13 protein-coding genes are annotated in these 12,293 nt (G+C 61.8%); 5 read left to right on the plus strand and 8 right to left on the minus strand.

The genetic code is table 11. The features are described from left to right. Window positions 1-153: 153 nt before the first annotated feature. The 6 genes from paaK to paaF form a co-directional block, all read right to left on the minus strand. On the minus strand, window positions 154-1,479 hold the full coding sequence (gene paaK, locus AABM52_RS09390; RefSeq protein WP_347911474.1) for a phenylacetate--CoA ligase PaaK: 1,326 nt from the start codon (window positions 1,477-1,479) through the stop codon (window positions 154-156). Window positions 1,480-1,578: 99 nt separating this feature from the next. Beyond that, complete coding sequence (gene pcaF, locus AABM52_RS09395) at window positions 1,579-2,790, minus strand: 3-oxoadipyl-CoA thiolase (protein WP_347911475.1); 1,212 nt, start codon at window positions 2,788-2,790, stop codon at window positions 1,579-1,581. Further along, a complete protein-coding gene (gene paaI / locus AABM52_RS09400; RefSeq protein ID WP_347911476.1) occupies window positions 2,783-3,232 on the minus strand; it encodes a hydroxyphenylacetyl-CoA thioesterase PaaI in 450 nt (149 codons plus the stop codon). The genes pcaF and paaI overlap by 8 nt, the downstream gene beginning before the upstream one ends. After that, the gene (gene paaH / locus AABM52_RS09405) at window positions 3,225-4,742 is read right to left on the minus strand and encodes a 3-hydroxyacyl-CoA dehydrogenase PaaH (protein ID WP_347911477.1); all 1,518 of its coding nucleotides are present in this window, start codon (window positions 4,740-4,742) and stop codon (window positions 3,225-3,227) included. Before paaH ends, paaI begins: the two co-directional genes overlap by 8 nt. Before the next feature lie 3 nt (window positions 4,743-4,745). Then, window positions 4,746-5,537 carry a 2-(1,2-epoxy-1,2-dihydrophenyl)acetyl-CoA isomerase PaaG gene (gene paaG / locus AABM52_RS09410; protein ID WP_347911478.1) on the minus strand — a complete coding sequence of 264 codons (792 nt, stop codon included), beginning with the start codon at window positions 5,535-5,537 and terminating at the stop codon, window positions 4,746-4,748. A 51-nt stretch (window positions 5,538-5,588) separates the two neighbouring features. Further along, window positions 5,589-6,362: a 2,3-dehydroadipyl-CoA hydratase PaaF gene (paaF, locus tag AABM52_RS09415; RefSeq protein ID WP_347911479.1), complete on the minus strand. Its 774-nt coding sequence runs from the start codon at window positions 6,360-6,362 to the stop codon at window positions 5,589-5,591. A gap of 348 nt (window positions 6,363-6,710) precedes the next feature. Here paaF and paaY point away from each other — a divergent pair, with 348 nt between their 5' ends. From paaY to feaR, 3 genes are all read left to right on the plus strand, one after another. Beyond that, complete coding sequence (paaY, locus tag AABM52_RS09420; protein WP_347911480.1) at window positions 6,711-7,307, plus strand: phenylacetic acid degradation protein PaaY; 597 nt, start codon at window positions 6,711-6,713, stop codon at window positions 7,305-7,307. Between the two features lie 139 nt (window positions 7,308-7,446). Continuing rightward, entirely contained in the window at window positions 7,447-8,370 is a 924-nt protein-coding gene (gene paaX / locus AABM52_RS09425; protein WP_347911481.1) for a phenylacetic acid degradation operon negative regulatory protein PaaX, read from the plus strand. Between the two features lie 101 nt (window positions 8,371-8,471). Further along, entirely contained in the window at window positions 8,472-9,386 is a 915-nt protein-coding gene (gene feaR / locus AABM52_RS09430; RefSeq protein WP_347911483.1) for a transcriptional regulator FeaR, read from the plus strand. Between the two features lie 33 nt (window positions 9,387-9,419). On the opposite strand, the gene AABM52_RS09435 is transcribed toward feaR, so the two are convergent. Together AABM52_RS09435 and AABM52_RS09440 are read right to left on the minus strand one after the other, a co-directional pair. After that, the gene (locus AABM52_RS09435) at window positions 9,420-10,157 is read right to left on the minus strand and encodes an anti-sigma factor (protein ID WP_347911486.1); all 738 of its coding nucleotides are present in this window, start codon (window positions 10,155-10,157) and stop codon (window positions 9,420-9,422) included. After that, window positions 10,150-10,662: a sigma-70 family RNA polymerase sigma factor gene (locus tag AABM52_RS09440; protein ID WP_347911488.1), complete on the minus strand. Its 513-nt coding sequence runs from the start codon at window positions 10,660-10,662 to the stop codon at window positions 10,150-10,152. The genes AABM52_RS09435 and AABM52_RS09440 overlap by 8 nt, the downstream gene beginning before the upstream one ends. 154 nt (window positions 10,663-10,816) lie before the next feature. Here AABM52_RS09440 and AABM52_RS09445 point away from each other — a divergent pair, with 154 nt between their 5' ends. Both AABM52_RS09445 and AABM52_RS09450 read left to right on the plus strand, forming a co-directional pair. Further along, window positions 10,817-11,785, plus strand: coding sequence for a metallophosphoesterase (locus AABM52_RS09445; protein WP_347911489.1), 969 nt, complete (start codon window positions 10,817-10,819; stop codon window positions 11,783-11,785). Between the two features lie 14 nt (window positions 11,786-11,799). Next, a complete protein-coding gene (locus tag AABM52_RS09450; RefSeq protein ID WP_347911490.1) occupies window positions 11,800-12,126 on the plus strand; it encodes a plastocyanin/azurin family copper-binding protein in 327 nt (108 codons plus the stop codon). Window positions 12,127-12,293: the final 167 nt, after the last annotated feature.

A 12,293-nucleotide genomic window follows, 5' to 3' on the forward strand; every position in this document is an offset into this window, starting at 1 on the left:
CACCCACAAACCACTCGTCGCCTGACACAAAGCCATCGTCGGAACGCCGCCCGGACCAAGCTCGCTCCCACAGGGATTGTGCCCGGCTCCAGACTCAGTAAAGCCCGGGCAAAAAAAACCCCGCAAAAAGCGGGGCCATAAAGGGTGCAGCAGTCATGCTTTAGGACGTTTATCCACCACGTGGCAAGCCTTGCCCTCCGACCGCTTGATCGAATGAAACGGCTGCAAAACGATCCGCGAACTGATCCCGATGTACGTCTTGATGTGCTTGCTCAACTCCCCACAAACAGCCTTCTGCTGTTCATCGCTCAGGTGCTGGTGCTCAGCCTTCAATTCGACATGCACATCAACGCTGTCCAGGTTGCCATTGCGATACAGATGGATCTCATAGCACTCGGCAAGCTGTTTAACTTTGAGAACCTGCTCCTCGATCTGCGTCGGAAACACGTTGACCCCGCGAATGATCAGCATGTCATCGCTGCGCCCGGTGATCTTGTCGATGCGTCGCATCGGCCGTGCGGTGCCCGGCAGCAGGCGCGTCAGGTCGCGGGTGCGGTAGCGGATCATCGGCAGGGCTTCTTTGCTCAATGAGGTGAACACCAGTTCGCCCATCTGCCCGTCCGGCAGCACTTCGCCGGTGACCGGGTCGATGATTTCCGGGTAGAAGTGGTCTTCCCAGATGGTCGGGCCGTCCTTGGTTTCGGCGCATTCCATCGCGACACCTGGCCCCATGATTTCCGAGAGGCCGTAGATGTCCAGGGCGGTGATGCCCAGGCGTTGCTCGATGGCGCTGCGCAGTTCGGCGGTCCAGGGTTCGGCGCCGAAGATGCCCAGGCGCAGGGCCAGTTTGTGCGGGTCGATGCCCTGACGCTCGATTTCATCGGCGATGTTGAGCATGTAGGACGGCGTGACCATGATGATGTCCGGCTGGAAATCCTTGATCAGTTGCACTTGTTTTTCGGTCTGGCCGCCGGACATCGGGATCACCGTGCAGCCCAGGCGTTCGGCGCCGTAGTGCGCGCCGAGGCCGCCGGTGAATAGGCCGTAGCCATAGGAAATATGCACCTTGTCGCCACGGCGGCCACCGCCGGCGCGGATCGAGCGCGCCACCACATTGGCCCAGGTGTCGATGTCGTTCTGGGTGTAGCCGACCACGGTCGGTTTGCCGGTGGTGCCGCTGGACGCGTGCAGGCGCACGATGTCGTGCATCGGCACGGCAAACATGCCGTAGGGGTAGTTGTCCCGCAGGTCGGACTTGGTGGTGAAAGGGAATTTCGCCAGATCGTCCAGGGATTTGATGTCGTCCGGGTGCACGCCCAGCGCATCGAAACGCTGACGGTACAGCGGCACGTTGTTGTAGGCGTGGTTCAGGCTCCAGCGCAGGCGCTCCAGCTGATGCTGGCGCAACTCGTCGATGCTGGCGGTTTCCAGCGGGTCCAGCACAGGATCCAGGATGGATTTGGCTATTGGCATGTTCATGTGTTCACTCGAATTGTTTTTGTGTTCCAGCCCTTTTGCACAAGGGCTTTGAGTGCATGCCCCAAGGATACCTCTCGGCTCCTTGGGAATCGCGATTCTTTAGTGGGATAGACGCTCGATGATCAGCGCGATCCCCTGGCCGACACCGATGCACATGGTGCACAGGGCGTAGCGGCCATTGCGTTCCTCAAGCTCATGCAGGGCGGTGGTGACCAAGCGTGCGCCACTCATGCCCAGCGGATGGCCCAGGGCGATGGCGCCGCCGTTGGGGTTGACCCGTGGGTCGGTGTCGCTCAGGCCCAGTTCACGCAGCACCGCCAGACCTTGTGCGGCGAAGGCTTCGTTGAGCTCTATCACGTCCATGTCGGCCAGGCTCAGGTTGGCCACTTCCAGCACCTTGCGGGTGGCTGGCACCGGGCCGATGCCCATGATTCGGGGCTCGACGCCGGCAGTGGCCATTGCTACAACGCGGCCACGAGCGGTCAGACCGTGGCGTTTGGCGACTTCCGGGCTGGCCAGCAGCAAGGCGCAGGCCCCGTCGTTGACCCCGGAGGCGTTGCCGGCGGTGACGCTGCCGCCTTCGCGGAACGGCGTGCCGAGTTTGGCCAGCTGTTCAAGGGTGGTGTCGCCGCGTGGGTGTTCGTCGTGCTCGACCACTTTGGCCGGGCCTTTGCGCTGTGGAATTTCCACCGCGACGATTTCCTTGGCCAAGCGCCCATTGGCTTGGGCGGCGGCAGCGCGTTGCTGGCTGCGCAGGGCGAAGGCGTCCTGGTCGGCCCGGGAGATGTTGAACTGTTCGGCGACGTTCTCTGCCGTTTCCGGCATGGAATCGATGCCATAGGCCTTTTTCATCAGCGGATTGACGAAGCGCCAGCCGATGGTGGTGTCGAAGATCTCGGCCGATCGGGAAAACGCCTGCTCGGCCTTGCCCATCACCAACGGCGCGCGGGACATGGATTCAACGCCACCGACCAGCATCAGCCCGGTTTCGCCGCTGCGAATCGCCCGGGCGGCGGTGCCGATGGCATCCAGCCCGGAACCGCACAGGCGATTGAGGGTGGTGCCCGGAACGCTGACCGGCAACCCGGCCAGCAACGCCGACATGCGCGCGACGTTGCGGTTGTCTTCGCCGGCCTGGTTGGCGCAGCCGTAGATCACATCGTCGACTGTGGTCCAGTCCACTTGAGGGTGACGGCGCAGCAGTTCGCGCAACGGTACCGCGCCGAGGTCGTCGGCACGGACGCCGCTCAAGACGCCGGCGTAACGGCCAATCGGGGTGCGGACGGCGTCGATGATCAGGGCGTCATTCATTGGGGGTCTCCTGCGTCAGCACCGGGCCGCGCACTTTGTAGGATTTGCCGTGGAACAGGGCGATCAACTGGCCCTGCTGGTTTTCGATGCGCACGTCGTAGTTGCCGGTGCGCCCGGAACGGCTCTGCTCGATGCAGTCGGCGTTCAGCGTGTCGCCCAGGCGCGCCGGGGCGATGTAGTCGATGCTGCAACCGATGGCCACGGTGGCTTCGTTGTAGCTGTTGCAGGCAAAGGCGAACGCCGAGTCGGCCAGCGCGAACAGGTAGCCGCCGTGGCAGGTGCCGTGGCCCTGGACCATGTCGGCGCGCACGGTCATGCCGACCCGGGAGCAACCGGGGCCGGCCGAGAGCAGGCGCATGCCCATGGCCTGGCTGGCGTTATCACGCTGGAACAGCGATTGCGCGCATTCACTGGCCAGGGTCATGGATTCATGGTTAGTCATGGAAGCTTCTCCCTTCGGCAACGCGACGGCGCAGCAGCAGCGACGGCCGGTAGCGTTCTTCGCCATAACTGGCTTGCAGGTTTTCCAGCGTTTCAAGCATGTGCGCCAAGCCAATGGCATCGGCCCAGGCCAGCGGCCCTTGCGGATAATTGACCCCGGCGCGCATGGCCAGATCGATGTCGGCGGCCGAGGCCACGCCTTGCAGCAGGGCGTCGGCGGCTTCGTTGGCGAGCATGGCCACGGTGCGCAGGACGGCGAGCGCCGGGCTGTCGCTGAGCAGGCTGACCTTGAGGCCGGCCCGTTGCAGCAGGGCAACGCCTTGTTCGAGTGCCAGTGGATCGATACCTGCCGCGTAGCTGATCGCGATGCGCTGGGCTTTGCCGTAATCGAACGCCAGGTCCAGCAGGATCAGGTTGCGCAGACCGTCTTCGCGAGCCCGCTGACAGGCCATGCGCCCGTCGCTCAAGGCCAGCACGGCATCACCGACCCGCAGCAAGCCTCGACCATCGCGCTGGATGATCTTGACGCCTTGTTCATGCAAGCGTGCGAGCAAGCCTTTAGCGATACCGAGATCGCCTTCCACGGCACAAACCTCGACTTTCGCGTCGCTGCTGATTTCAGCGGCGAGCGGGCGCTCCGCACCTTGGGCGTAGCTGTAGAATCCCTGGCCGCTCTTGCGTCCCAGGCGCCCGCCGTCCACCAGTTCTTTCTGGATCAGCGACGGCAGGAAGCGCGTGTCCTGGTAATAGGCGTCGAACACCGAGCAGGTCACGGCATAGTTGACGTCGTGGCCGATCAAGTCGGTCAGTTCGAACGCGCCCATGGCAAAACCACCGGCCTCACGCATCAACGCATCCAGGGTTGGGTAGTCGGCCGCGCCTTCCTGCAGCATCCGCAGGCTTTCGGCATAGAACGGCCGGGCCACGCGGTTGACGATAAAGCCCGGCGTGGAGCGAGTGTGCACCGGTTTTTTGCCCCAGGCATTGGCCGTGTCATACAGGCACTTGGCGAGTGCCGGATCGCTGGCCAGGCCGGAGACGACTTCCACCAGCGCCATCACCGGTGCCGGGTTGAAGAAGTGCAGGCCGAGCAAGCGTTCTGGATGCTCAAGTTGCGCGGCGATGCTGGTGATCGACAGCGACGAGGTGTTGCTGGCGAGGATGCAATGCTTGCCGCAGATGCCTTCGAGCTGGCGGAACAGCGCGCGCTTGACCTCAAGGTTCTCGACGATGGCTTCGATGATCAGATCGCTGTCGGCCAGGGTTTCGATGGCTTCCACCGCTTGCAGGCGGGCAATCGTCGCGCTGTGCGATTCGGCGGACAGCTTGCCGTTCTCGACTCGCTTGCCCAGTTGCCGATCAATGCCTTCAATCGCTTGAGCAGCAGCGCCGGGACGATTGTCCAGCAGCAATACCGGATGTCCGGCCTGGGCCGCGACCTGGGCGATACCGGCACCCATGGCCCCGGCGCCGATCACGGCGATGCGTGCGTTGGTGTTCAGTGCGGTCATGGCTCAGCGTCCCTTGAAACTAGGTGTGCGTTTTTCCATGAAGGCGCCGACGCCTTCGCGGTAGTCCTCGCTGCGCCCGGCCAGGCGCTGCAGATCTTTTTCCAGCTCAAGCTGTTCGTCGAAGCTGTTGCTCAGGCTGGCGTTGAGGCTGCGCTTGATCAGCGCCAGACCGTAGGTCGGCTGGGTTGCCAGGTGGCGGGCCAGTTTCAGCGCTTCGTCGCGCAAATCGGCGTCGTCCACACACTGGTAGATCAAGCCCCATTGCTCGGCTTGTTCGGCGCTCAGGCGATTGCCGAGCAGGGCCAGGGCCTTGGCGCGGGCCATGCCAACAAGACGCGGCAGGGTCCAGGTGCCACCGGAATCGGGGATCAAACCAATCTTGCAGAACGCCTGGATGAAACTGGCCGAACGTGCCGCCAGTACCAGATCGCAGGCCAACGGAATGTTGGCGCCAGCCCCGGCCGCCACGCCGTTGACCGCGCAGATCACCGGCAGCGGCAGGTCGCGCAATTGGCGGATCAACGGGTTGTAGAACTTCTCGATGGACTCGCCCAGGTCCGGCACGGCGCTGCCCGGCGCGACATTGCGGTCGCTCAGGTCTTGCCCGGCGCAGAAGCCGCGGCCTTCACCGGTCAGCAGCAGCACGCGCACGTCCGGGTGTTGCCGCACTTGCTTGAGCGCTTCCTTCACTTCGCCATGCATCTGGGTGTTGAAGCTGTTGAGCTGGTCCGGCCGATTGAGGCTGAGCAGGGCGACGCCGGCGTCGATGGAAAACAGGATGTGTTCGAAGTTCATGGTCTTGGCGTTCTCTTGGCAGTCGTTCGAATTCGGATGTCGGTGGCCGCTTTATTGCCCGGTGAAAGTCGGGCTGCGCTTTTCCTGGAAGGCCGCAATGCCCTCGTCGCGGTCGCGGGTGCCGGCCAGCACGGTGAAGGCATGGCGCTCGAAGCGCAGGCCGCTGGCCAGGTCGGTGTCCATGGCCTTCAGTAGCGACTCTTTGGCCAGGCGCACCGCCAGCGGTGCCTTGGCCGCAATGCCGCGGGCGATGTGCAGGGCGCGCTCGACGGTGAATTCCGGTTGGGTGACTTCGCTGACCAGCCCGGCGCGCTGGGCCTGGCGGGCGTCGATCGGCTCGCCGGTCAGCACCATCTGCATGGCCATGGATTTGCCGACGGCGCGTAGCAGGCGTTGGGTGCCACCGGCGCCGGGCATGATCCCGAGGTTGATTTCCGGCTGGCCGAAACGGGCGTCTTCACCGGCAATGATGATGTCGGCGTGCATCGCCAGTTCGCAGCCACCACCGAGGGCGAAGCCGTTGACCGCCGCGATCAGCGGTTTGCTGAAGCGGGTAATGGTTTGCCACGAAGCCTGGCGCGGATCGTCGAGGATGCCGACCAGGTTGCGTTCGGCCATTTCCTTGATGTCGGCGCCGGCGGCGAAGGCCTTGCGGCTGCCGGTGAGGACCACGGCGCGGGTGTCGGGGTCGGCTTGCGCGATGTTCAGTTCAGCGGCCAGCTCGCCCAGCAACTCGGTGGTCAAGGCATTCAGGGCCTGCGGGCGCTGCAGGGTAATCAGGCGGACGCCAGGCTCGATCAATTCGACGGCAAGGGTCAGAGGCATGGCGGATGCTCTCACGGTGCACGCTCGGCGTGGTGCCGGCTCGTTATTGGATCGGCCGCAGGGGCCGGTTTTGCCCAAGTATAGCTATAACGTGATACGTAAATGCAATACGAAAATAGATTTAATGTGTCTTATTGTGGGGCTTTTCGATTTTCATGCTTCCTGCTGAAGGAGGGCTGGTGGCGGGTTTTACCAAGAAAACATTGGGCTTTATGGCGATTTTTGAGGCGCGCGGGCATTCGTCGGAAAGGTGCATTTCAAGTGATACGGTTTTTAGTCTTTGTGCTGTTAAAAGTGATGTGATACAAAATGAGTCATTATTTGCATCGCTTTGTGAAGGAAGCTTCCATGACCTGCTACAGCCTTGATGGCCTGACTCCGGTGGTTGACCCGAGCGCTTATGTGCACCCGTCCGCCGTATTGATCGGTGACGTGATCATCGGCCCCCATTGCTACGTCGGTCCGCTGGCCAGCCTGCGCGGCGATTTCGGGCGGATCGTGCTGGAGGAGGGCGCCAACCTGCAGGACACCTGCGTGATGCACGGTTTCCCCGACAGCGACACCGTGATCGAGCGCAACGGCCACATCGGCCACGGCGCGGTGCTGCACGGTTGCCGGATCGGCGCCGACGCGCTGGTGGGCATGAATGCGGTGGTGATGGACAACGCCAGGATCGGCCCGCGTTCATTCGTTTCGGCGGCGGCATTCGTCAAGGCCGGCTTCGAATGCCCGGAGCAGTCGCTGGTCATGGGCGCACCGGCCAGCGTCAAGCGCAGCCTCAGCGATCAGGAAGTGGCGTGGAAACAGGCCGGCACCCGGGAGTATCAGCAGTTGGCCCAGCGTTGCCTTACGCAGATGCAGGTCTGCGAACCGCTGAGCGAACCGGAGCCGGATCGCCCGCGGATCAGTGACAGCGGGTTGCGGCCAAAGGACAGTACCTCATGAACACCACCCCTGTAGGAGCTGCCGAAGGCTGCGATCTTTTGATCTTGATCTTTCAAAAAACAAAATCAAAAGATCGCAGCCTTCGGCAGCTCCTACGGAGTTTCGGTATATTCCTTTTCTTTTTTTCCACGGAACGCCCATGTCGTCCCTGACTCCCTTGAACCATCTGATTACCCGCTTCCAGGAGCAGACGCCGATCCGCGCCAGCTCTTTGATCATCACGTTGTACGGGGATGCCATCGAACCCCATGGCGGCACCGTGTGGCTGGGCAGCCTGATTCAATTGCTCGAGCCCGTCGGCATCAACGAACGGCTGATCCGCACCTCGATTTTTCGCCTGACCAAGGAAGGCTGGCTGACCGCCGAGAAGGTCGGTCGTCGCAGCTACTACAGCCTGACCGGCACCGGTCGCCGGCGTTTCGACAAGGCCTTCAAGCGGGTCTACAGCACCACGATGCCGGCCTGGGATGGTTCCTGGTGCCTGGTGATGCTCTCGCAACTGACCCAGGACAAACGCAAACAGGTGCGTGAAGAACTGGAGTGGCAAGGCTTCGGCGCGATTTCGCCGGTGGTGCTGGCCTGTCCGCGCAGCGACCGTTCCGACGTCAACGCGACCCTGCTCGACCTTGGCGTCCAGGAAGACACCATCGTCTTCGAAACCACCGCACAGGACGTACTGGCCTCCAAGGCCCTGCGCCTGCAAGTGCGCGAAAGCTGGAACATCGAGGAGCTGGCGGCGCACTACAGCGAGTTCATCCAGTTGTTCCGGCCGTTGTGGCAAGCCCTGCGCGAGCAGGAAAACCTGCAACCGGCCGACTGCTTCCTGGCGCGGGTGCTGTTGATTCACGAGTACCGCAAGCTGCTGCTGCGCGACCCGCAACTGCCGGACGAGTTGCTGCCCGGCGATTGGGAAGGCCGCGCCGCCCGCCAGTTGTGCCGCAACATTTACCGTTTGATCTACGCCAAGGCCGAAGAATGGCTGAACGCCGCACTGGAAACGGCCGATGGCCCGTTGCCGGATGTGGGCGAAAGCTTCTATCGGCGTTTTGGCGGACTGAAATAGCACGTCATTGTTCAGGGAATGGTGCGGTTCAGGAGACTCGAAGCATCCGATGTCGTGTGGATTGACGTAGACAATAAAAATAAGCCTGCGTGAGGCCTGACATGATTTCTACAATTGCACAGCGCCATGATGGGTTCGACCAGTGGATCCATCAGATCAACCAGATCTGTGGCGCCTTCAACGCACAACCCCTGGGCAGCGAATTTGCCGGGCGCATCCGCGAATACCAGAGCGATGCGCTCAAGCTCAGTTTCGTCGACGTGTGCCAGGCGCGTTTGTACCGTACGCCCCAGGAAGTCGCGGCGGGCGAGGGCGGCAAGTATTTTGCGGTGTTCCAGCTCGACGGCACGGCGGGCATGGCCCAGGGCGACGACAAGGTCTTGCTGTCCCCCGGCGACATCACGCTGATCGATGCCGCGCGCCCCAGTGACTTCACCTACAGCGAAAACTCCCGGCAGTTGTCATTGATCCTGCCGTATCAACTGGTCGAGCAAACCCTGCGCTTCAATCAGGTCAAGTGCGGCCACCGGATTGCCGCGACTTCGCCCATTGCGATGCTCTCGCACCGGCTGATCCTCGATGCCACCCGCCAGCAGCACCTGACCCGCCAGGAAAGCGAAGCGACCCTGGAGGCGATTGTCAGCCTGCTGCGCCCGGCGATCAGCCAGGCCGACGACAGCAGCGATGCCCATGAGCGGAGCTTCCGCAAGACGCTCACCTGCATCGACGACAACATTCGCTCCGAAGACCTGTGCCCGGAATGGCTGGCGCGGGAAGTCGGCATGTCCACCCGGGGCCTGTACCGCATGTTTGCCAAGAAGGGCTTGGTGGTGGCGCGCTACATCAAGAACCGTCGCCTGGATTTGTGCGCCGAATCCCTGCGCCGGTCAGGCAGGGAAGAGAAGTTGTCAGTGCTGGGGTATTCGTGGGGGTTTTCCGATTCGAGCTACTTCTCCACCGCGTTCAAGTCGCGCTTCGGCATTGCGCCGGGGGAGTATCGCAAGCGGCATGCTTGAGGTTTTTTTTGCTCTTGCTTCGGTGAAAAAATGCTACGGCTTGAGTAACTGGCTGAACGCCTCCAGCTCACTTTTCTCCAGGTCGGACACCAGCACAAAGCGCATGTGGTTTTCTTGCCAGGACACCACGTTGAAACCTCGGATCGTCAGGCTTTGCCGTGGCTCGTCCGTCTCAGGCGTGGGCAAGATAAAAACATTGATGATGTGCTTGGCCCGTCCGTAACTCAGGGCCGCCGTGGTCTGATGTTGCAGATAATCCAGCCGCCCGCCCAGCAGGGGAAATCCTTGCGCCGAGTAATCGAATACCGGCGGCGAGAAGTCGAGTTTGCCGGTGAACCAGGGCTTCACGGTGTGGCGGTCGGACGACACCACATCGTTCAAATGCTCGCCCATCAGCGAACGCACATGGCTGGAGACCGCCTCGTCCATCAATGGCTGTTCGCTGCCTGGCGTCGCCACATACAGCACCACCGCCAAGGCCAGCGCCGTCGCTGAAAAAGCCGGTGCGAACCATTTGCGCCAACGCTCGACGACGCCAACCGATGGGGGTTCAGGGGCGAACACCCGGGAAGTCAATGACGCCGGCGCTGCGTAATACGGCGCTCGTTGCTTCACACCGGCCATCAGCAGCCTCGTCTGATCATGCAATCGCGCGCACGCGACGCACTCGGCCAGATGCCCGGACACATTCGCAGCCGTCGCCGAGTCGAGTTCCTTGTCCAGATAGCCATGTATCAGCGTCTGGCAAACCGTGCAGTCGAGTTCATTCATGATCGTGCAACTTCAGTAGTTCGAGCGTGAGCATGGCGCGAGCCCTGGCCAGCCTCGACATGACGGTACCGATGGGGATGTCGACCACCAGGGCGATGTCCTTGTAGGGCATGTCTTCGAGTTCCTTGAGCACGATCACCTCGCGAAACGCCGGCGGCAGGGCGCACAGGGCTTGCTGGATCAGCGCCGCATTTTCGCTGTGGATGGCCAGCAGTTCCGGGGTCTGGCTGTGGCTGAGCGCCTTGTCGTCTTCGGCGAGTTCATCGCCGATGGCGACCCAACGGCGCCCGGCTGAAGCCTTGAGCCAGGTGTAGCTTTCGTTGCGCACGATGGTCAGGAACCAGGCCTTGGCGTTGCCGTCGGCGAAGCGCTGCGAAAATCTGAACGCCCGCAGGGCGCTTTCCTGCACGACATCGTGCGCGGCGCTGTCGTTGCCAGTGAGCCAGCGCGCGAGGTTGTAGGCGGCGTCCAGGTGGGGCGCAAACAATTCCTCAAATCGCTTCATAGTGGTTTCCGCACTGTCCCATCCCTATAACTGTGAAGCGTTGCGTTTTATTCCCGAGAAAAAATATATTTTCGACAGGGAATAAAGACCTGTCCCGCCAGGTTTTTACCTCGTGTCAGCTACATCACTGTAGTTCTCCAGCGAGGGATTACCGATGGACATTCATTCAAAACACCAACGACGTACCGACGGCCCGTTGAACCCTGACCGCCGAACGCTGCTCAAGTGCTCTGCATGGGCCGGGGCTGGCGTGATCTGGGCCTTGAGTGGCGGTATTCCCCGGGCCTTCGCCCTGGATGAGACGGGTAACGTCGCCGACCCCAAGGCACTCGCCAGCACGTTCCAGTTTGTGCAGATCAGCGACTCGCACATCGGTTTCAACAAGGAGGCCAATCCGGAACCGCTGAAGACCTTGCAGGTGGCTATCGACAAGGTCGTTGCCCTGCCGAAACGGCCGTCGTTGATCCTGCATACCGGCGATATTACCCATCTGTCCAAAGCCGAGGAGTTCGACACCGCCGCCCAGTTGCTCAAAGGCTTGCCGTCCCCCGTGCACTACGTGCCGGGCGAGCACGACACCCTCGACGAAGGCGGCGGCAAGCTCTATCTGGAACGTTACGGCAAGGGCACCAAAGGCAATGGCTGGTACAGCTTCGACGACCACGGCGTGCACTTCATTGCACTGGTGAATGTCTTCAACTTCCAGGCCGGCCATGAAGCAACCCTTGGTGCCGATCAACTGGCGTGGCTGGCCGATGACTTGCGAGCCGTGAGCAGCAGCACGCCCATCGTGGTGTTTACCCATATTCCGTTGTGGACGGTTTATCAGCCGTGGGGCTGGGGTACCGAGGATGGCGATCAGGCGATTGCCATGCTGCGCAAGTACGGTTCGGTAACGGTGTTGAACGGGCACATCCATCAGGTCATCCAGAAAGTCGAAGGCAATATCACCTTCCACACCGCTCGCGGCACGGCTTATCCACAACCCGCACCGGGCGCGGCGCCGACGCCGGGGCCGATGACCGTGGCGGCTGATCAACTGCGCAATTATTTGGGGGTCACCGAAGTGCGAGCGACCCAGGGTGATCATCCGCTGGCGCTGATCGATTCGACACTGGCTTAACGGAGGGGACTGGGATGAAAGCACGATTATTGGCCGTTGCCTGCCTGATGCTGTCGATGCCGGTGTGGGCTAATGAGGTAAAAATCGATATCAAGGAATTCATGTTCGGGCCCAAGGATCTGGCCGTGGCCGTGGCCGTGGCCGTGGCCGTGGGCACCAAAGTCACGTGGGTAAACGATGACGAGATCCCGCACACAGTGGCGGAAATCCACAAGATATTTCGCTCCGGGGCGCTGGATACCGGAGACAGTTATTCCTGGGTGTTCAATACGCCGGGGGAATTTGAGTATTTTTGTGCGCTGCATCCACAGATGATCGGGAAGATTGTGGTGAGTCAATAATACCGCGAGAAGCATGCGAGAGTGATGTAGAAACGCGTATCCCTGTGGGAGCGAGCTTGCTCGCGATGGCGTTGTGTCATTCACCGTTTAAGTTGACTGACGCGACGCCTTCGCTGGCAAGCCAGCGCCTACAGAGGGGCTGGAGCCAATTGATTCGTTGCAGCAAC

Origin of the sequence: Pseudomonas grandcourensis (genome assembly GCF_039909015.1) — a bacterium.
Lineage (GTDB): Bacteria > Pseudomonadota > Gammaproteobacteria > Pseudomonadales > Pseudomonadaceae > Aquipseudomonas > Aquipseudomonas grandcourensis.

What these genes read in the sequence shown, in the direction of transcription:
- paaK (WP_347911474.1), bottom strand. Translation starts at nt 1,479, where the DNA reads ATGAACATGCCAATAGCCAAATCCATCCTGGATCCTGTGCTGGACCCG.
- pcaF (WP_347911475.1), bottom strand. Translation starts at nt 2,790, where the DNA reads ATGAATGACGCCCTGATCATCGACGCCGTCCGCACCCCGATTGGCCGT.
- paaI (WP_347911476.1), bottom strand. Translation starts at nt 3,232, where the DNA reads ATGACTAACCATGAATCCATGACCCTGGCCAGTGAATGCGCGCAATCG.
- paaH (WP_347911477.1), bottom strand. Translation starts at nt 4,742, where the DNA reads ATGACCGCACTGAACACCAACGCACGCATCGCCGTGATCGGCGCCGGG.
- paaG (WP_347911478.1), bottom strand. Translation starts at nt 5,537, where the DNA reads ATGAACTTCGAACACATCCTGTTTTCCATCGACGCCGGCGTCGCCCTG.
- paaF (WP_347911479.1), bottom strand. Translation starts at nt 6,362, where the DNA reads ATGCCTCTGACCCTTGCCGTCGAATTGATCGAGCCTGGCGTCCGCCTG.
- paaY (WP_347911480.1), top strand. Translation starts at nt 6,711, where the DNA reads ATGACCTGCTACAGCCTTGATGGCCTGACTCCGGTGGTTGACCCGAGC.
- paaX (WP_347911481.1), top strand. Translation starts at nt 7,447, where the DNA reads ATGTCGTCCCTGACTCCCTTGAACCATCTGATTACCCGCTTCCAGGAG.
- feaR (WP_347911483.1), top strand. Translation starts at nt 8,472, where the DNA reads ATGATTTCTACAATTGCACAGCGCCATGATGGGTTCGACCAGTGGATC.
- AABM52_RS09435 (WP_347911486.1), bottom strand. Translation starts at nt 10,157, where the DNA reads ATGAATGAACTCGACTGCACGGTTTGCCAGACGCTGATACATGGCTAT.
- AABM52_RS09440 (WP_347911488.1), bottom strand. Translation starts at nt 10,662, where the DNA reads ATGAAGCGATTTGAGGAATTGTTTGCGCCCCACCTGGACGCCGCCTAC.
- AABM52_RS09445 (WP_347911489.1), top strand. Translation starts at nt 10,817, where the DNA reads ATGGACATTCATTCAAAACACCAACGACGTACCGACGGCCCGTTGAAC.
- AABM52_RS09450 (WP_347911490.1), top strand. Translation starts at nt 11,800, where the DNA reads ATGAAAGCACGATTATTGGCCGTTGCCTGCCTGATGCTGTCGATGCCG.